This window comes from Pseudoalteromonas sp. MMG024 (assembly GCF_021654175.1).
GTDB lineage: Bacteria > Pseudomonadota > Gammaproteobacteria > Enterobacterales > Alteromonadaceae > Pseudoalteromonas.
On record NZ_JAKFZO010000002.1, the window covers coordinates 319,578 to 340,439 of the forward strand.

Genomic DNA, 20,862 nt, shown 5'->3' on the forward strand with positions numbered 1-20,862 from the left:
CTTTGTGTTTAGCGGTAAATTTAAGTGATATTTGGTAAAAGCGGAGGATAAAGCGTTGTACAGGGGTACAATAGAAAAGGCGCAAATCTAGTTACTCGCGCCTTTTCACTCAAACACCAAAGCGTGTTAGGTTTTTAATTGACCCAATTGTTTGTGTTTCTCTTCAACTAAATGTGTTAGTTGTTGCGCCGCTTGTTCAACGGTATCGGCCAACTGAGACAGTTCGGCTGCAGCATCAGAAATACCGGTCATGTTAGCACTTAAATCTTCAGTTACCGCACTTTGCTCTTCCGCTGCTGTCGCGATTTGCGTTACCTCATTTGAAATAAGGGCAAGCTCATCCACCATTTCTCCCATTTGCGATGCTGCTTTAGCACAGTGCGCCATCGCATCGCTGGCTTGCGATACTGATTTTTCGATAATTGATTCAGATGTGCCAACCTCACTTTGTAAGTTATCGATTAATTGACTAATTTCGTTAGTTGATTCTTGTGTTTTTGATGCAAGCGAGCGAACTTCATCTGCAACAACCGCAAAGCCACGGCCCTGTTCACCGGCACGCGCAGCTTCAATCGCCGCATTTAGCGCCAGTAAATTGGTTTGCTCAGCGATCGAGCGGATCACATCAAGAATATGCGTAATATCATTACTGCGCTGAGCAACGGCAACAATTGATTCTTTTGCGCTGCTCACATATTCAGTCATGGTTTCAACCGAGTGAGATGCCGCCACAATACCTTGTTCGCTCTCTTTTACCTTTAAATTGGTATTGTTTGTGGTCATCGCAGCACTTTCTGACGAGCGAGCGACTTCGCTTGCGGTCGCACTCAATTCATTAATCGCCGTAACAACACTATCTATTTCCATATGTTGCATATTTACTTTGGCTTTTATTTCCTGCGCAGCCTGTGATGTATTCGCTGATTGACTAAACGAGCTATCCGCCAACTCTTTTAAGCCATCAACCATGGTTCGCAGTTTTTGCGTAAACATATTAAAGCCAGCCGCCAGCGAGATTAGTTCTTCGTGTTGCGTAACCGTTAAGTTCACGGTTAAATCACCTTCACTGCTTGCTAAGTTTTCAATGCGTTGTTTTATATCGGTAATTGGCTGGATAATAGTGCGTAAAATGACGATTGAAATCGCAATTGCAATTACCGATACCAAAATACCAATAAACATCATAGTGCGGCCCACAGACGCGGTTGCCTCAGCCTGACTTTCTGCTAGTGCTACCGCATTGGCAAGTGCGACGTTTTTAGGTAATTCTAAAATTAAGCTCCAAGTAGTGTTAGCCGCTTTAATATTGATTGGCATAGAAAAAACTAAATTTTCACCAATCTCAATATTATCTTGGCGCTTGCGTATTGCCATAATGTTTGTTGCATCGCCATTGGTGAGGGATTCGCTTAACGGGCGCGCCAGCTTTTTATAATGACTTGAGCCCACAACTAAACCAATATCACTTAAAATAGTCACTTTGGCTTGCCCATTGTAGAGGCTTTGCGAAATGCTCTCGGTAAGTGATTGGAATTTAGGTAAATTAATATCACTGCCTACCAAACCAATAAATTTGTTATTACTAATGATTGGCACAGTCAGCGAGGTCATCAATTCCGATTTACCGGGTTCAATTTCATAAAGATACGGCTCCATAATGCACGGCTTGCGCGTATCCATGGCACACAAGTACCACTCACTTTCGCGAAAACCGAACTCATTTTTAGCATGTAAGTATTTTTCGGCAGCGTCTTCAACTTGGTGTTGCAGTAAACTGCCGTCGTTTTCTCGCGTAATGTATATTTCAAGCGTACCCGAACCTGGTACTGAGTGCGTAAATCCGGTGGTGAATTCACTATCACGTTGGTCATAACCATTCGCTTCAAATTGCGCATAAATAGACGAAATATCAGGGTTTTTGGCAAGGGCTCCACGTGTCATTTGATAGACGCTATCACGTGATAACGGTGAATTTTCAGCGGTGTTTGCTAAGCCACCCGACAAAGTTAATGGAATTTTATATTCTGTATTGATGTAACCCGCAATCTCCGTGGCATAAAATTGCGTTTTAGCCATTAACTTATCGTTTATTTCAGCAAGCAATACGTCCTGTACTTTAGCGCTTTGCGTATCATTGTTGGTGTTTAATTGAGACCAACTAATAGCAACCAAAGTAATAACCAGCAAAGCCAAAGTTATTGAGATAAACGCTATTAATTTTGTTTTAATTGAGAGGTGATGCATAGATGTAGCGACTCTTTGTTTTTATACTCAGTTAAATATATTCAAAATACGAGAAAATATGATGACAATAGTCAATTATTATCATGTTTTTCTTTAAACTACCATAACTTAGATAGCAATAAGCTTAATAAAGCTATGCTTATCCAATTGCAACAATTTGATTTTTATATTCCGCATTATTAACCAGCAGCGTTAAAGTTGCAGTTTTTAACTTCAACAAACCAAGGGGCCTCAAAACGCGCGGTATTATTTGGCTCTGGCGGCAGATCAAGAGATATTCCCATTGGCGCAGCCAAATGCTTTATGATTAATGCTTTTTCTCGCCGATCTTTAACCTGTAAAAACTGCTCTTCGAGTGAATTTCGCATCTCTTCACTCAGCTCATTATTATTAATAAAAAGATAGTAGGCATTTACCCATTCTAATAGCGCGTTTAACGCAGGGTTCGGAAATGCTTCTGCCTGTTGATAGGTTGGTAAGTATAGTCGCTGATAATTCGTTAACTCTTTTTGAGTGACAAAGGTAAAAAGTAAATATGTACCAGCTCTAACATTACCCGCTCGTTTGTTTATAGATTGATAATATTCTAAAGCGATTCTAAACCGCTGTTCTGCCTCTTTTATTTTCCCTTCTTCAAGTGCGATTAGACCTTGGTTGTTACTTATCACCGCCATCATATTGGTATTTTTTGTCGCTTTTGCTAAACGAGCAGAATATTCAAATAATGATTTTGCCCGTGGCAAGTCATTTGCTTGGCGCGCGAGTAAAGCGAGGCTGTTATTTAAGATTAAACGCAGTCGGTCATTTTTTGCATTTTCATAGGAGCATTTAAAGCTTATTTCAGCATCGCGTAAGTAGTTGTTTCTTCTAAGCCAAATACCTAAGGCACTGGTTACTGTTGTAACATGATCAGCAAAGCCGTTAGTATTTTTATACTTAAAAATAGCTTCGACAGATGAAATCAAGTTCTCGAGCTTTCCTAGCGGCAAAGACGCTCTCATTTGTAACAAATGCCATTCGATTTGTTGCTTTTCAGTTAGCTTGTCACTGTGTGCTATTTGTTGAAGAATGCGATAGCTTTCTGACGGTTTTACAGTTAAATAATCCTCAGCCTCTTTTAATCGCTCATCTATTGAATCAGCAAATAAAAAAGGTGAAAAAAATAAAAACATCAAACAGACTATGCGCAATCGAAGACTCCAAACAGTATTGCGAAAATTACATCAACCTATTTAGGTATAACACATAGCATCAATAAACCTTATAACTCTGGCAAATTATTTTCATAAGGTTTACCAGTAAACTCTGCCATATTTTTACACACGTTTACCGCTAAACCTCGTTCTTTGGGGTTTGCCACCGCAACATGAGTGCCATCGTTTAAAACCATGTAAACACGGTATCTCTGAGTTGCAGCTTGAGCAGTCATTGCTCTAAAACCCTTTATTTCAGTGAGATAATAAACACGGTTGAAAACGGTGTATAGGTTGCTCGCCTTAAGTTGAATTGTTTGTGAGCTTAAATTTATACGACAAACATAGCCGCCAAAAACACCAATCCAGCCCAGCCAACAAAAAAAGCCAGATACCCAAATTGGTAAAGACCTAGTTGAGTCAGAACCTAAAACACTTAAGATACCAACGAGTAATAAAAGCAAACTCAGCAGTTTTAATAATAGCTTAGCAATACCGGTGACACGATACACCGCCTCATCATGTGATAGCTTTTTAAAGTACATCAAAGCACCCCGTATTTAATCAAACCCGCGAGCACGGTAAAAAAGAAAAACGGCAGTGACAACCTAATGATTGATTTACGATCCCAGATTTCAATATACACATCGCTTTTATTACTGAGTGTTTCAGTTTGGTCAAGTGGCGTAATATCAGCAGTCTGCCTATTGTCAAAGCTAAGCGGGGTTTTGTTAGGCCAATTTGAGATGTTTTCTGTTACCGGAAATTTATAGTGCGAAGACAAAAACGCCAACAAAGCGTAGGCATCTTGATAGTCATCAAACACATAGTTTTGCTCTGCAATGGTTATTTGATACGGTCCTTTAGTTCCAAGGCTTGTTAATTCGCATGCCAGCGCACTAAAAGGTGCTATCGCACGTCGTTTTTGGAAAAAATGCCAAAGTGATGTTGATAAACAAACTTGTTGCGTGGCGCTATCAAACTCCAATAATCGTTTTCGACCAAATAGCAGCAATGAAATGCCACAAAAGAAAATAGCCGAAATGATAAAAGCGAGTCTGCTTGTTTGATGCAATGCAATTGCCATCACCACACTCGCAATACCAGGCACAAGCGTAACCAATGCAAACAATTTGGTGGTCATTTGACGTCTTGATGGCAAACTAGCATTGCCATTTGCCGTTATTTTTAGCAGGCGTCTGACCAATTTGGGCAGAGTTTGATAATCCATTATTTCAACCATTACAATTGAGACTGTAGACCCTAGTCACAAAGAGAAACAGAGCCAAGCTTAATACCGGAAAAGATTACCACAAACATCGCTTTAACTGAAAAAAAGGTTACTAAGCGCAATTAAACTACCCTACAAAAACATACGTTAAATTCTTAACTAACGCGGTAATAACTAAAAATGGCAGCGAAAAAAGTACAATGTTATGCCGACATCAAGTCACTTAACCTGAACTCGGGTTAAAAAGTTAACTAAACATTTGAAATATATGAGCTATGTTGTTTCATACCTTCTAGCTTGATAGTTTTTCTTGGTACAAGGCAAATTTGTGCGTCAATAGCGAGCCTATTGCAAACAAGTTTAACGCAGTAATAAGTAAAAGTAGCTGCTAGAAAGTAATTTACTATCTCGAGATCAGGTTACTTAACCACTCACTAAACAAACGGGCCGGAAGCGTCGCCAACGAACTTTTATTGGGAATGTAATAACAAAGGTCAGACCTGACAGGCAAAGTAGTAAGCTCACACAATTCTCCACGTGCCACATAACTTTTGGCTAATGTCTGTGAGCAAAACACATACCCGCCATGAGCTATGGCCTGTTGCAGAGCAAAAAGCTCTTGATCGTATTGGGTTAATGCTAAGGTTTGCGTTATGCCATTTTGGTTACACCATTCATTTAATGGCACAGGCGGTAAAGCGGGATTTTTCCATTTACAGGTATAAATATGGCTTAACGAGGCTCGATTGCATTGCTCGCCTGCCGACTTGGCGCGATACACATTAAATACATCGCACTGCAAAATATCTTGGCTATTCACAACGCGTTTATCGCCTAAACGAATAGCCACAGCATATTGATTATGCTCAACGTTCTCTCCCGTTGAAATCGCAACCTCAATATCACCATGCTTTGCGTTGAACTCTGCGAGCGACGGTAACAACACCGAGGCAGCAAATGACGATGTCGTGTTTACATTAACCAACTTTCCAATATGCGTGATTTCATCTAACGCCTGTGCAATTGTTTGAAAACCCGAATTAGTTGCTTGTGCTAAGCGTTTTCCTAATTCGGTCAATTCTATTTTTCGCGTTTTACGCACAAATAATTGGGTATTTAAACGCGCTTCTAGCTTACTTACATGATGCGAAATTGCAGTTGGCGTTAATGCAAGCTCACTTGCTGCTAGTTTAAAACTGCCATGACGCGCCGCCGCATCAAATGCTTTTAACGCTTGTAACGATACTTGCAAAGCCTAATCCCTCCTGTTTATAAATAAGTTTTACTCACCTGTAAATGATATCAAATCGTTTGTCCAAAGCCAGCTAGAAACGCATTATTCAACACACAATTTTAATAAAGGAAACATCATGACCACAATACTACACATAGATTCAAGCGTTAGAGCGATAGATAACGATAATCCCGCACACAACTCACTGTCTAAAAACATTGCTAAAACATTTTTAGACAGCTGGCGAGAAAGTAATCAGATAGATGAATATATTTACCGTGATGTAGGTGTAAATCCACCTCATTTTATTTCCCAAGATTGGATTGGCGCCGTGTTTACGCCAAGTGACAAAAGAAGTGCAGCGCAACACCAACAATTACAACTGTCAGATACCCTAATTGATGAGCTAACGCGCGCCGATATCATTTTAATGTCAACACCTATGTACAATTACGGCATGCCAGCACAGTTAAAAGCATGGTTCGACCAAATCATTCGCATCAATAAAACGTTTGATTTTGATTTAGCCCGTGGCGATCAACCTCTAAGACCTTTACTTAGTGGAAAAACCTTAGTGCTGATCACCTCATGTGGCGAGTTTGGTTTTGGTAAAGGCGAGGTCAACGAAGCGCACTCACATCTCACACCACATATTCAAACCTTATCGAAATATTTAGGGGTACAAGTGATGTTTGAAATTGCCTCTGAGTATCAAGAATTCAACGATAAAAGGCACCAAGATTCCGTTACCAAAGCGCATCACGATGCAGCCGAACTGGCAAAGACATTAAGTACGCAACAACAGGAAATACAGCATGCCAACGCAGTTTAATCAAAGTCACATAAGTGCCATAATTTCGCTCGCAGAGAAAAACGTGGCACAAGCTGGCTTACCTTTTTCAGCCATGATCCTTGATGACAAAGGTGAAATATTAAGTACTGGTGTGAACCAGGAGTCAGAATGTTACGACTGCACTGCTCACGCGGAAATTCAAGCCATTCGAGGTGCAACGAAAAAATGTTGCCGCTTGAGTCTTGAAGGCACCACATTAATTGCCTCGGGTGAACCATGCGCCCTTTGTTACATGGCGATATATGTGGCGAAAATATCGCATATCGTAATTTTAACCGATCGCCATCAAGCAAGCGCCTATGGGTTTAACTATCTCGCGAGTTACGACAACATCAATGCACAATTACTCGATAATTTTTCCATAACCTACTTACAAAACAGTGATGCAATACGCCCATTCGAACAATATCAAAACACACTAAATCAACGTTAAAAAAGGCGCATTACGCGCCTTATTTCACTGCAACTTTACAAATTTATCGCGATGATTTCACCTAAATTCACATTACCCAAGCTGCAGTGACAACCCAGTTAGCCAAATTAATTGCGCACCATAAGATAATCGCCGATGAATGCCTGGGTTTGTTTGCTGATTAATTGCACGCGTCATAGTCAACAAAAATACAACGGCCGCGACGACCATAATCCAAGAAAACACCTTAAAATTATGTGAAATGACATCATTGGTTGGGCTAAGTGCCACCAACACTGGTGCCACAAGTAACGACAACAACATTACAATGCCTGAAACTGTGTGTATTTTGCAGTTAAAAGAAGGATTTTCAGTAAAAGGATCAGCATCCATCGGGAAATAACCCGCAACCCAAGTTGCGAGGCCATGCGCAATAACACACCAGCCTGCACCAGTGACTAGCAAAGATACATTGGGTAATTGAGTTAAATACCAGCCAAAAAGGCAAAAAAGTAAACCCAATGGGTAATTATTGATACGAGGTGATAGTTTTTCTGTTGGGCTACCCGTAGCACCAAGCTCACTGCAAAACTGCTTAGCATGGTTATAACCCGCATAATATCGCCCAGCAATAAAAACACCTAACACAATCCAGACGGTTGCAATAAGTCCTGAATAAACTGCCATTTTTTCAAACATAAACCACCTCCCTGTGCTATTTCAGTTCCATTTATTTACACTTTCTAATGCCGTTTTCAAAAAGCGTTATTTACTGTGCGTATTTTGCCAAACCATTGGCACAAAACGAATTCCATTTACACTCATTTCAGAGCCTGTTGCCACAAAACCTTGAGACTCATAAAAAGAAACCGCATTTAACGATGCTTTTAAACTTACTTCGCCGGTGTGTGAGGTTGTCATTAGCCGTGCAAGTAATGCTTTACCTATGCCAAATGCCTGATACTGATTATCGACAAACAAGTGCGTTATACCAATTCTGTTAAGTATGAGATCAGGGATAGCGCTGGATAAATGAAATGATAACAAGGCGGAGTTTTTCTTATGTAGTTGTTCTACATTGATAAATTCTAACGCAGTTAGCATGATATTTAGTCCGCTAGGATGATCAGCTACTTAAGTGAATTGGTATTACGCATTGCAGCAAAACCAATGAGTTTATTGTTAATCGACGCTTTAAAGCTTTGATACTCGCTCCCATCGATCACAGTATTAATATCTGATTGAATACTAGCAACATACGCGTTTTTTCCGTTAGATTCTAAATACGGCAAAATCGATTGTTGAGATACATCAAGCACCAATGCCGCCAGACTACTGGCATCACTTTGTGTTGCTGTTTCAAACGCTATTTTCATAAACACGAACCATCCCTTTTTTGTTTAACCGATAAAACAACAATTACTCAAGTAGCTGCTTGATACTTTTCACAACAAGGTCGGCATCGGCAATATGAAGATGATGCTTGTTTGACGTTGAATACACGATTGCGCTTCGACTCGAAAGACCCAAAAAGTCGTGTTCAGCGCCTGCATAAAGCGCATCCATTTTTAGCGCAATATCATCTGGTACAAAAGGCGGGTCGTAGCGTTCACCCGATGCCTTAGCTCGTAACACGATAATCGGTTTATTTGCAAAACAGCCTGACGTAACCAGCGATTGATAGCTTACGATATGGTCGACATTTTCCGGCACTTTTTTAAACATTGGGTCACGCACACTTTGCTCAAAGTGATAGTAACGCGCTAAGTTTTCATCGTCTGTTTTAAAATTATTCGGCCAGCGTGTTGCCATTGTATAAAAGTAACCAAATGGCGGAGGGTCGATAAACACCGCGCCTTTCACCTTGTTTGCATACTGATTATTAAAGGCTGTGATAATGTAAGAGGCGTACGAGCCACCAGCAAAATAGTATGGTGGTTTAACATTAGCATTGTGCAGCAAAGTGTAAAGACGTGTCGCCATATCATTAACAGTAAACGGTACTGGGCCTTTTTCACTTTTACCTAACCCTGCTCGGTCGTATAAACAAATACTAAAATCGCTGTATAACTGTTTTACATTACCGAGCCAAACACCATCAGAGCCTGAACGACCAAAACCTTGTTCAATAATGAGTGTCGGTTTATCGTTTTCATAACACGTCAAATACAGCTTAAATCCACCAACTTCAAATAATCCTGATTTTGTTGGTTGCAGCGCTTTCTCTTGCGCTATGGCAATGCTCACAGCAGCAAAACAATTGTTATTTGAAAAATGACTTTTACTCAACGAATTAATTGCTGCTTTCGATGGTTAAATACCTGTTTTTACCGAATGAAATGTAATACCAAGCGAAAAACATTGCTTCAATAATATTATTAGCAAATGTGTTTTTTACAGTGATTTTTGTGCCACTTAATTCACTCACTTTCACCTCAGCACTGCTACACCAATCGATTTTTGCTTGAATAACTTGGGTTTTCGCAGGCAGCGACACGGTTTGAGTTTTACCTCGTTTAATCACAGCAACTTGTTTACCATCGGCAAATAGTTTGTAATCTCGCGCCATATCTTGGAACTGTTTAGGTCGGAAAACTTCAATATCCATATTTATCCTTGTCTCACTAAAAACTACAGGTCATTAGCAAAAAAGCTTAAAGTAATTACCTAAACACCTATTTTTGCTAATTTTTTTAGAACTTTAACAAGAAAAAACTTATTTACTATCGATTTAAAAAGGTTACGTTATGCGCTTGAAAAGAGGACTCAAGCGCTATTAGGTTTAAAGTAACGATTACCGAGTACGTTTTTGCTGAATATACTGATTTACCTCAGCAACGGGTGCTAGCCAAAAGCCGTTTTTAGGATCTTTTAAATATACGATTAACTGATCTAATGCCTTGCTATCGATAGTGTAGAGCGCTCTATCACCAACTTCGTGACCGGCAAGTACTATCCACGCATCATCAAATTTAGCCCGCTCGATAATCGCCTTTATTTCTTCAAACGATTTATTATCGATATCAAACGCGCGGATTTGTGCTGTGTCATAATAATGCGGGTCATTTGCCGTTTCATCATTCCATGTTCTGCCGTATTCAAATGACTTAGCAATCAGCGGCACATAGCTTTGTACCGATTCACCGCGGCCCACAAATTTATGACCACATGGATAGGCATAACCCACAGGAGCCACACCTGTAATTTGCTCAATTTGCTGTTGCGCTGTTTCAATATCTTTTTCGATAAATAGCAAATCGACTTGTTCTAGCCCTTTGTTCTTTTCCCGTAACCAGCGAAAATTGCCCGTACATAAATGGCTAGCACTGTGATTCGCAATTTCATGCCCCGCTTTAGCGGTGGCTTGCCACTTAGCTTCTTTGCCTTTCATTTGCACTGGCATCAAGTAAAACGTGCCCTTAACGTTATGTTTATCTAAAATTGGCAGCCCAACATCAGCTTGGGAGCGGCGCGCATCGTCAAAGCTCAAACTAACCGCATGCTGCGCGTTATTGGGGTAAAAATCACCAGCAACTGACGCGAAACTCGATAACGTTACACAAATTGCAAAAGAAGAAATAAGTCGCATAAAACACACTATAAAAAGAATAAGTTAGACACAAACTAACCAGCCATTTTAGTAAATACAAGTGAAAAAAATTTGTATAAACTGAGTTTTAAACACCATATTTTAGTGCCCTTAAACACCATAAAAACAATCTTTTTGCCTTTTCCCTTCACGTTTACTGTAAATAACAGAAAATCAGTGGTAACCGTGCATATTTTTGTATGAAATTTTTAAAAATCGCCTATAGTGTAAAAAGTTTTTTTGGATAAATTTATGTGTCGTTTTATTGCGTATAAAGGTGAAGAAGTCACTTTAAACGATATTATTATTTCGCCAACGAATTCGCTTATTGAACAAAGTAAAGATGCGAAAAAGCGTAAAAAGCCACTCAATGGCGATGGATTTGGCTTAAGTTGGTACCCAACTCACAACGACCCTTTTCCTGCGCGATTTGTCAGCATTGAGCCTGCGTGGAGCAATCAAAACTTGCAACAAATTGCGAGCAAAGTGCGCAGCCAGTGCTTTTTTGCCCATGTTCGTGACGCATCTGTTGGTATGCCTGTCTCGCAAGCAAATTGCCACCCATTCAATTATCAAAAATACACCTTTATGAACTGGTTTTAATGTGACGTGTACAATATGTATTTGATGCTGACGCGCTTTTGCTAATAATTGCTGAGATTGGCTAATAGCCTGTGCAAATGCCTTTTTATCTTTAACCAATAAGTTTCTTAGTGTGCCTTTTGGCGATACCCATTCATTTTGGTATTCAATCAGTCTAACGCGCTTGTGTTTACCTGTTTCTTTGCCAATACATGGCAACTAAAAAACAAGCAGAAGATGACTATTTGGCAGTTGAGTAAATTTTTCATAACTATTCCTACAAAGTAAATGTAGCAATAGTGTGATTTGATTAACCTACGTTCGCCTTAACATTTGATAAGGCATTAATTTTTGTTTTTTACACGCGATAAGGTAACGTCTGTCATACCAAGATACGAAGCGATGTGTTTAAGCGGTATTTGTTGACAAAGTGTTGGGTATTTATTTAAAAAGTAAGCGTAGCGTTTTTTCGCGTCTTGCTGCAAAAACATTAATTCGCGCTCTATTTTGTCTTATAACAATTGCGCTGTTAAGCAATGAAATAAGCACTGACTAATGCTGCAATCTTTTAATAACTCAACTACTTTCGCATAAGTCATATGGTAGCCATGCACCTCAGTCAGAGTTTCAACATAAAAATTCGATGGGCCTGTTATTGCCGACGGCGCAATTGGTGCCAATATGTCACCTTCGCCAAAAAACCTTTATTTGATTCTTTACCCTCTGAGTCGAGGTAGTACAGACGCACAAGTCCGTGTGAGATAACATAAAAATCTTGCCAGTGCTCACCTTGGGCTAACAACGGCGTGTTAAATTTAAAGATTACGGGCTTTAATTCTTTGGTAAGTAAAGCCGCTTTTGCTCTACTAGTGCCTTTAGACTCTAAAAATACGGAAAGTGGCATATCCATTTGCGATACCTAAACAACTTGCTTTGGCAACCATACTATTCGCAAACAACGAATGTTACGTGTAATAAGATGTATTTCATAAAAATCATAAAACAAACAATTATTATATTATGCTTGATCTCTTTTTAAACATTAAAAAGGCTTTAGCAATGACTTACTAAACTTTTATGTAAACGCTTGTTCGCCAAACGCTAAAGTAGTGACTAAAATTCAAGCTGTAACATATGTTGCCTGCACTTAGCTGGTCAACTTTTTGCTCCACATGTTTATTTATGAGGTTTTTATTTTAAGGTAAAGGCCCTAAATTTGTTTTATAATTAAAAGATAATAAAATCATGTACCTAATTAAGGTTTAACTTAATAAAAGCGGTACAGAAAGACTTTTACATGGATAACGATCATTGCTGTGAAAGCTGATCCAAAAGGTTACAAATGAAATCATTTATTCCGAGTATTTGCCTGTTGGCATTGTCAGCCTCGTATAGCTTCGAAGCTAACGCGGCAGCAACAACCCTAACTTTTAATAGTAATGATAGTAACTGGGACACAGACCATATTGCCGAGGATGGTGAAGGCGGTAGTACCAATATCGCCGGTATCACCATTCAGATCTTCAATATTGACGACTCCAGTGGCGCTAAAACCAACAGTATGAACTGGTTTAGCAGCGCTAGCCTGGGCAGTAGTGATGGCTTTAGCGGACTGACCGTCGATTTCAACTCGTACTTCACCGGATGGGGCGGCGTTGCCGTCAAAAGTAATGACGGTTCGGAGTTTAAGTTTAATGGTTTCGATTTTTACGATTGGGGTGGTCAAACCGGCGAAGCCATGAACATCGTTGCTTACCGTAACGGCGCAATGGTGGCCAGCAGTACCGTCAGTTTTAATGCTAATAGCAACACGTCCCGCGTTAACCAAGATTTATCCGCCAACTCTCATTATCAATATGTCGATGAAGTGCGGATATATTTCAACGATGGCTCAGGCTATGCCTCCATCAACAACATCATTATTGATAACGCCATTGCCCCGAATACAGCGCCAACGCTTGGCGGCACCCCTGCTGACGATACCGCCACGGAAGATGTGGCCACGGCAGTTGATCTATCCGCCTATAACATATCCGATGCCGAGCTGGACGACCCCATTACTCTAACGCTGAGTGTCGATCGCGGCACCCTTGCAGCGCTTGGCGGTAATGGTTCCGCCAGTGGCGTTACTGTAACCGGTTCGGGTACCGCTAGCATGACTTTGGCAGGCAGCGCCGCTAATTTAAATACCTTCCTCAACAATACTAGCAATATACTGTTCACTACAGCGTCAAATGACACCACCGCCGCCACAATGACGGTGACGCCTAACGATGGCACTTCCAACGGTACAGCCGATACCGTCACCATTAACATCACTGCAGTTAACGATGATCCTGCAGCGACAGGGCTGGCGAGCGACATTACCTTTACGGAAGATACCCAGGGTAATGTGAATCTGTCAGCAGCGACTTTCGCGGATGTGGACAGCGGCAACATCACCGTCACCCTCACGGCCAACGAAGGCAGCTTCGCTACCCCCGCCGATGGCGCAGGTGTTGGCGGCGGAGTCACGGAAATACTAGTTAACACCACTACTATCACGCTCACTGGATTTGCCGCAGATATCAACACGTATCTGGATACTGCCAGCAACATCCGCTGGACCGGCGTACCAAATGACAATGGCAACGATACATCTACCTTCACTGTCACGGCCAACGACGGAGATGGCTCGGGTAATGTGGCCCTTGGCACAATCAATGCCGATATAACAGATGTCAACGATGATCCTGCAGCGACAGGGCTGCCGAGCGATATCACCTTTACCGAAGACTCTCAAGGCAACGTTGATCTGTCGTCCGTTTTATTTGAAGATGTGGATAGTACCACACTCACCGTGACCATTACGGCGAGTGAAGGAACCTTTGCCGCTCCAGCCGATGGTGCAGGTGTTGGCGGCGGTGTCACAGAAACACTGGTCAACGCCACCACGATTACGCTCGTCGGGACAGCTGCAGACATCAACACCTACCTGGACACGGCCAGCAACATACAATGGACGGGAGCAGCCAACGACAGCGGCAATGACGCTTCAACTTTTACCATAACTGCCAATGACGGAGACGGTTCGGGCAACGTTGCCCTCGGCAGCGTCAACGCCGACATCACTGCCGCTAACGATGCACCAAGTTTGGATGCTGCTCAGTCACCGGTATTAACCGCTATCGATGAAGACGCTGGTGACGACGATGGCTCTGGTACCGATGGCGATGACGACGGTGCAAACAACGCCAACAACCCCGGTACCAGCATTGCAGCTATAGTGGTGGATGGTTCGATTACCGATGTCGATGGCGGCGCGGTGGAAGCCATAGTAGTAACACAAGTCGATAATACCAACGGCGTTTGGCAATATTCCACTAATAATGGCGTTAGCTGGAGCACATTTACAAATCCTTCTGGCTCTGTTATCGACATCACAGTAAACGCAGTATTGTTAGACAGCGCGAACTTGATTCGTTTTGTACCCACTACCAACTACAACGGCACAGCTACCCTTACTTTCCATGCATGGGATAAATCTTCTGGCAGCGCCGGCGGGACCACCAATGCCTCAACGACCGGCAACGCAACGCCGTTTTCCAGCGTCTCAGATACCGCCAGTGTGACCATAAATGCGGTGAATGATACGCCAGTATTTACCGGTCTGGACGGTACACCCAACTATACCGAAGGTGCAGCTGCTGTGCAGCTGGATGCAAATGCAAGTATCAGCGACCTGGAGTTCGATACCTTAAATGGTGGTGATGGTGATTACTCAGGCTCTAGCTTAACAATTGCTCGAAATGGTGGCGCAAACGCCTCAGACATCTTCAGTGTATTAACCAGCGGTAACTTAACTGTGGTTGGTGGCCCTAACGGCGGTGGAACAATAAGCGCTGGCGGAAATGTGATTGCTACAATTGCCAACACTGGAGATGGTCAACTCCAAATCACCTTTGCTAATAACGGCACAATTCCAACAGCAGCTTTAATTAATGAGGTGTTACAAGCAATTTTTTACCGCAACAACGGTGACGACCTGTCATCGAATATACAATTGGACTTCACTTTTAGTGATGGCGCTTTAAGCAGTGGTGGTACCACCACCGTCAATAGCACAGATATAAATGATGCACCGTCTATAAGCGCTACCGGCGGCAACCCGATCTTTATTGAGGGCTCTGGTGCACAGGATCTATTTAATACCGTTAGTACGGACACCATTGAAACTGGGCAGACTTTTTCTGCCCTAACAGTCACCGTATCCAATGTCTCTGATGATTCTTCAGAAATTCTTTCATTCGATGGATCAAACGTAGCTTTAACGAATGGTAATTCTGTGACTTCAGCCACTAATGGCCTAACAATCAATGTGTCTGTCACAGGCAGCACCGCCACCGTATCGTTTAGCGGTGCCACGCTTACAGAGGCCCAATTACAGACGCTTGTAGACGCACTCACCTATCGCAACAGTTCAGATAACCCAACCACTGCAGGGAATCGAGTCGTAACCATCACCAGCGCCACCGATAGTGGCGGCACAGATAATGGCGGTAATAATGCAACCACACCAAACTTGACTTCAACTGTGTCAGTAACTGGTGTAAACGATGCCCCAATAGTGAGTAACGTATATACTGAGACCAGTCAAATAGTGGCCGGTAATAGTGCCCAGGCGTTGAGTGGCTTTGCCGACGCTGCCGTCGCCAATGCTGACAGCACTGACTACAACAGTGGCTTTCTCACCTTGGCGCAAACCACCGGCACCGCTAATGGCAATTGGCTTGTTGACGGCACAACAGTGACCTCGGGCGGCGATGCCACCGTCGGCGCGGGAGAAGATATTCAAGTATCAGGTACGTCGATTGGTTCGGTAGATGTCACCGACGACGGCCAAGGCGGCAATGATTTCACCATCAACCTTGGCGTCAATGCCACCAACGCGCTGGTACAGACCCTACTGCAAAACTTACACTACGAAGCACCGTCGGCACTAGGCGATCGTGACTTCACTCTGACGCTCAACGATGCAGATGGCATTGCCAACGGCGGCGACGCTGACGACAGCGGTAGCTTTACTATTAGTGTTACACCAAATCCACCCGTAATTGGTAACTTAAACAGCGATAGCGTCAATGCTTCAGAAGGCGGGGGAACTGTATTATTAGACGCTGGCAGCAATGCTACTCTCACAGATGCCGACTCTGTCGATTTCAATGGCGGCACAGTAACCGTGAGTGTTACTAATAATGCAGATGCCGCAAGTGACGTCTTGTCGGTGGATACCAGCGGGGTAGTAAGTTTAGCCGGCACTACTGCAGGTTCTAACCTTTCAGTTTCTGGTACAGTGATTGGTACTTTGGTGAATAATATTGCCGCAGGCAATGACTTTGTCATTAACTTGAGTGCACTCTCAACACCCGCATTAGTGCAGTCACTACTGCGAGCCTTAACCTTTGAAGCAACGGGGGAGAACCCATCAGAATCTACGCGTACCATTAACATCACCGTCTCCGATGGTCAAGGGAACGATAGTGCTGATGTAAGCGTGGTGGTTACAGCCATCAACGACGCACCGCAACTAGCAGGATTAATCAGCGATGTTAGCTTTACTGAAGATACAGCTGCTTATCTGGATTTATCCGCAGCGACCCTGTCGGATGTCGATACTTTCGGTAATGTTGTACTTACTTTAACCGCCAGTGCTGGTACGTTAACAGCAACCACTGGTGGAGGCGTTACCATAGGCGGTAGCGCCTCATCGGCACTTACTTTAACCGGCACTATCGCCGCTATCGATACGTACCTCAATGGTGACAATATCACTCATACACCAGGCAATAACCTCGCAGGCAATAATGCGGCCACCATAAGCTTAAGCGTGAATGACGGCGGCACCAACACCGATTTAGGTAGTGTAAATATCGATATAACCCCAGTGAATGATGGCCCAACAGCATCAGACAATATTATAAACGTTAGCTACAACGGCACCCACACATTTAATGCCACCGACTTTGGTTTTAACGACGTTGATCTTGGTGATAGTCTTCAGTCTGTTAGAGTTGCGACAGTTCCTTTAAAAGGGTCTCTTACGTTAAATAGTAATCTAGTGAGCAACGGGGATGTGATCAGTATCGCCGATATTAGTGCTAACTTAATGAAGTATTCTCCAATTACTGGTGAAAGTGGAAGCGGTTATGCAACTATGGTATTTAGCGTAAATGATGGCACAGTATTTTCAGTATTAACGCAAACGATAACGTTTGATGTTGCTGCTGCACCGCCTCCTCCGCCAACAAACAGAGCGCCGTCAATTAGTGGCACACCAACTACTGCTATCAACGAAGGGGAAACATATTTATTTAGCCCAACAGCAACTGACATAGATGGCGATACATTAACTTATTCAATTGTTAATAAACCATCATGGTCAGCATTTGATACTGCATCTGGTGTATTATCTGGCACACCGAATGCAGACAATATCGGTACAACCTCAAACATCGTAATTTCGGTAAGTGACGGTAAGCTATCTGCTTCTCTGCCACCATTTAGTATCAAAGTGTTGAAAGCTAATGAAGCCCCCATTATTTCGGGCTTTGCACCAAACACAGTAAAAGCAGGATCTTCATATAGTTTCTCTCCAACAGCGAGTGATCCTGATAATGATGAACTGACTTTCACAATAACCAATCAACCAACTTGGTCAATATTTGATACTTCATCTGGTGAATTATCCGGAACACCCAATGTAGATAACATCGGTACAACATCTAACATTGTTATATCAGTGAGTGACGGTGATCTTTCTGCTTCCCTATTGCCGTTTAGCATTGAAGTAATTAATGTCAATGAAGCACCAGTGGCTGATAGCCAGAATGTAGAACTTGATGAAGATACGGTCAAAACTATCACTTTAACAGGTAATGATAGCGATAACGACAAACTAAGTTTTGAAGTTGTCACTGAGCCATTGTCCGGAACTATCGAGCTGCAAGGTGACACTTTAATATACACACCAATTGAAAACTTTAATGGGAATGATCAATTCACCTTTATTGCTAAAGACTCTGAACTTAGTTCAAAGCCTGCAACAGTGACAATTAACGTTAAACCTGTTAATGACAAACCAGAAGCTATTGCAGATATCGTATCGTTAACTTATTCAGACACAATGCAATATCTACTTAATGTTACTGCAAACGACATTGATGTTGATGGCGATACGCTTACTGTTGTTGGAGCGAAAACAGAGATAGGGAATGTTGTTATCAAAAACAACCAACTACTTTATACCGCAGTTTCTGGCAGTCCTGAACAGATCGCCTTCACCTATAGTATTCAAGATGAAGCACAAGAAATTGCAAAAGGATCAGCAATATTAAATATTAAGCAACAGAATACAGAAAACTTACCTACTGTATCGCCTCCGGCTAATATCGAAGTAAACGCTACATCTCTATTTACAAAGGTAGAACTTGGTGTCGCTACTGCCTTAGATGTAAATGGGAACCCCGTAGCCGTTTCCGTAGTGGGTAACAAGGTACGGTTCAAACCTGGTACACATAAGGTGTATTGGCAAGCTATTGATAGCGAGGGTCGAAGCGCCATCGCTACGCAAATAGTTAAGGTACATCCAATTATTTCAATTGAAAAAGATACTGTTACCTCCGAAGGTTCAACACTGACTACGTACCTTTATTTAAATGGTGACGCTGTTAATTACCCACTGACAGTAGATTACTCTGTCACTGGCACAGCTGATGCAAACGATCATAGCTTGATCGAAGGCCAAGTTTCATTTACATCGCGAACAGCGAAAATCGAGGTTGAAATATACGAAGATGCTGTATTGGAAGGTGATGAACAAATCACTATTTCACTTTCCCCAGGAGTTAATTTAGGAGCAAATAAGCAACAAGTAGTGACAATAACTGAGAGTAATATTGCACCTAATGTTTCACTCACTGTATCTCAAAATTATGAAAATAGGCTAACCATAGGTAAAGATGATGGCTTAGTGACCGTTAAAGCTGATTATTTTGATGTTAATTTGAACGATTCAGTATTACTTGATTGGAATAGTTCACTGACTAATAATTCAACAACTGGTGACACATTCACCTTTGACCCCAGCAATCTAGACGAAGCTGTTTATGTGGTATCGGTTACAGCGACGGATTCAGGTCAACCGTCATTATCAAATACGGCTGACGTTTATATTACAATCAAAGAGAATTTGACTCCGCTCAGTAACATATCTGATACAGACGGTGATCTAATACCTGATGCTCAAGAAGGATATAAAGACACTGATGGCGATGGTATTCCTGACTTTCAAGATGTCATTGATGACTGTAATGTTATACCTAACTCTACGAATGAACAAAACCGTTTTCTAGTCGAAAGTGAACCTGGCGCTTGTTTACGTATAGGCAGCACAGTAGTCGATAATCAATCTGGCGGGGCACTAATATTTGGTAATGAAGTTAGTCCAGACGATCAAGCTTCGCCAACAGGTGGAATTTTCGATTTCATTATTTGGGAAATGGCTAAAGTTGGTCAACCTGTCCAGTTGGTTTTACCACAAACACATGTTATTCCTCAAAATGCGGTATATCGAAAGTTCATTAATAACCAGTGGCAAAATTTTGTTATCGATGACAATAATCTGGTAGCTTCATCGGAAGGGGTCTCTGGCTATTGTCCTCCTCCTGGTGATACAAGCTGGACACCAGGGTTAACTGAAGGTCACTGGTGTGTTCAGCTCACGATTGAAGACGGAGGCCCAAATGATGCTGATGGTATCGCTAATGGTGCAATTGTCGACCCAAGTGGTGTTGCAGTTCCTATCAGCAATAATCAGGCCCCAGTTGCTGTTGATGACACTTTCTCGATGAAATGGAACGACAGTGCATTTATCGATGTGTTACAAAACGATACGGATGTAGATAATGATAACCTAACAATAAGCTCAGCTAGTGCTGATTTCGGTGATATTGAGATTATTGATAATCAATTATTCTATACCGCTGAAAAAGACCTTTATGGCATAGCTACAATTGAATATAGCATTGATGACGGTAATGGTGGCAGTGCATCAGCAAATGTCTATGTTTCAATTAGGGCTAATTTTGCGCCGGTCGCAAACGACGATGTTGCAACGACCGATGACAAAACTGCTATAAACTTAGCTGTACTAGTTAATGATTCAGATCCTGATGGTGATGAAGTACAAATTATTACAGCAACGGTTGATAAGGGTGCTATTTCTATCAACGCTGACAATACACTGAAGTATGTGCCAGACGCTGGTGGTGAGTACACAGCGAGTGTTACCTACACTATTAGCGACGGTCAATATGAAGCACAGGCTGTGGTAACTATTTCAGTTACTAAATTTTCACCTCCAGTTGAGCCAAGTAAACCCGTGACTAAGAAAAAATCAAGTGGTAGTGTCCCTCTTTGGTTCTTGTGTTTACTTTTATATGCAGTCATTTTGCGTAAAAAGTATTAGTCCACGTAAATAAATTAAG

Annotated in this window: 16 protein-coding genes; 4 read left to right on the forward strand and 12 right to left on the reverse strand. The window is 42.0% G+C overall.

Going from position 1 to position 20,862, the window contains the following annotated elements; translation table 11 throughout:
* Positions 1-126: 126 nt before the first annotated feature.
* From L1068_RS03130 to L1068_RS03150, 5 genes are all read right to left on the reverse strand, one after another.
* Positions 127-2,244, reverse strand: a complete 2,118-nt coding sequence (locus L1068_RS03130; RefSeq protein ID WP_237129034.1) for a methyl-accepting chemotaxis protein — start codon at positions 2,242-2,244, stop codon at positions 127-129.
* 179 nt (positions 2,245-2,423) lie between these two features.
* Positions 2,424-3,416, reverse strand: a complete 993-nt coding sequence (locus tag L1068_RS03135; RefSeq protein ID WP_237129035.1) for a tetratricopeptide repeat protein — start codon at positions 3,414-3,416, stop codon at positions 2,424-2,426.
* An 89-nt stretch (positions 3,417-3,505) separates the two neighbouring features.
* Positions 3,506-3,982, reverse strand: a complete 477-nt coding sequence (locus tag L1068_RS03140) for a hypothetical protein (RefSeq protein ID WP_237129036.1) — start codon at positions 3,980-3,982, stop codon at positions 3,506-3,508.
* On the reverse strand, positions 3,982-4,668 hold the full coding sequence (locus L1068_RS03145; protein ID WP_237129037.1) for a hypothetical protein: 687 nt from the start codon (positions 4,666-4,668) through the stop codon (positions 3,982-3,984). Before L1068_RS03145 ends, L1068_RS03140 begins: the two co-directional genes overlap by 1 nt.
* A 403-nt stretch (positions 4,669-5,071) precedes the next feature.
* Positions 5,072-5,920, reverse strand: coding sequence for a LysR family transcriptional regulator (locus L1068_RS03150; protein ID WP_237129038.1), 849 nt, complete (start codon positions 5,918-5,920; stop codon positions 5,072-5,074).
* A 118-nt stretch (positions 5,921-6,038) separates the two neighbouring features.
* Between L1068_RS03150 and L1068_RS03155 the strand changes: the two genes are divergently transcribed.
* Complete coding sequence (locus tag L1068_RS03155; RefSeq protein ID WP_237129039.1) at positions 6,039-6,734, forward strand: NAD(P)H-dependent oxidoreductase; 696 nt, start codon at positions 6,039-6,041, stop codon at positions 6,732-6,734.
* Positions 6,718-7,188: a nucleoside deaminase gene (locus L1068_RS03160; RefSeq protein ID WP_237129040.1), complete on the forward strand. Its 471-nt coding sequence runs from the start codon at positions 6,718-6,720 to the stop codon at positions 7,186-7,188. Before L1068_RS03155 ends, L1068_RS03160 begins: the two co-directional genes overlap by 17 nt.
* Positions 7,189-7,260: 72 nt before the next feature.
* On the opposite strand, the gene L1068_RS03165 is transcribed toward L1068_RS03160, so the two are convergent.
* The 6 genes from L1068_RS03165 to L1068_RS03190 all read right to left on the reverse strand — a co-directional run bounded on the left by L1068_RS03165 (position 7,261) and on the right by L1068_RS03190 (position 10,756).
* The gene (locus tag L1068_RS03165) at positions 7,261-7,866 is read right to left on the reverse strand and encodes a DUF998 domain-containing protein (RefSeq protein ID WP_237129041.1); all 606 of its coding nucleotides are present in this window, start codon (positions 7,864-7,866) and stop codon (positions 7,261-7,263) included.
* A gap of 66 nt (positions 7,867-7,932) precedes the next feature.
* Complete coding sequence (locus tag L1068_RS03170; protein ID WP_237129042.1) at positions 7,933-8,271, reverse strand: GNAT family N-acetyltransferase; 339 nt, start codon at positions 8,269-8,271, stop codon at positions 7,933-7,935.
* 26 nt (positions 8,272-8,297) lie between these two features.
* Positions 8,298-8,543, reverse strand: coding sequence for a hypothetical protein (locus tag L1068_RS03175; RefSeq protein WP_237129043.1), 246 nt, complete (start codon positions 8,541-8,543; stop codon positions 8,298-8,300).
* A 43-nt stretch (positions 8,544-8,586) separates the two neighbouring features.
* Positions 8,587-9,456, reverse strand: coding sequence for an alpha/beta fold hydrolase (locus L1068_RS03180; RefSeq protein WP_237129044.1), 870 nt, complete (start codon positions 9,454-9,456; stop codon positions 8,587-8,589).
* Between the two features lie 4 nt (positions 9,457-9,460).
* Entirely contained in the window at positions 9,461-9,775 is a 315-nt protein-coding gene (locus L1068_RS03185) for a hypothetical protein (RefSeq protein WP_237129045.1), read from the reverse strand.
* Between the two features lie 186 nt (positions 9,776-9,961).
* Complete coding sequence (locus L1068_RS03190; RefSeq protein WP_237129046.1) at positions 9,962-10,756, reverse strand: polysaccharide deacetylase family protein; 795 nt, start codon at positions 10,754-10,756, stop codon at positions 9,962-9,964.
* 252 nt (positions 10,757-11,008) lie between these two features.
* Here L1068_RS03190 and L1068_RS03195 point away from each other — a divergent pair, with 252 nt between their 5' ends.
* A complete protein-coding gene (locus tag L1068_RS03195; RefSeq protein WP_237129047.1) occupies positions 11,009-11,359 on the forward strand; it encodes a class II glutamine amidotransferase in 351 nt (116 codons plus the stop codon).
* A gap of 631 nt (positions 11,360-11,990) precedes the next feature.
* Here the strand turns inward: L1068_RS03195 and L1068_RS03200 are convergent.
* On the reverse strand, positions 11,991-12,248 hold the full coding sequence (locus tag L1068_RS03200) for a hypothetical protein (RefSeq protein WP_237129048.1): 258 nt from the start codon (positions 12,246-12,248) through the stop codon (positions 11,991-11,993).
* Positions 12,249-12,680: 432 nt separating this feature from the next.
* Here L1068_RS03200 and L1068_RS03205 point away from each other — a divergent pair, with 432 nt between their 5' ends.
* Entirely contained in the window at positions 12,681-20,843 is an 8,163-nt protein-coding gene (locus L1068_RS03205) for a tandem-95 repeat protein (protein WP_237129049.1), read from the forward strand.
* The last annotated feature ends 19 nt before the right edge of the window (positions 20,844-20,862 follow it).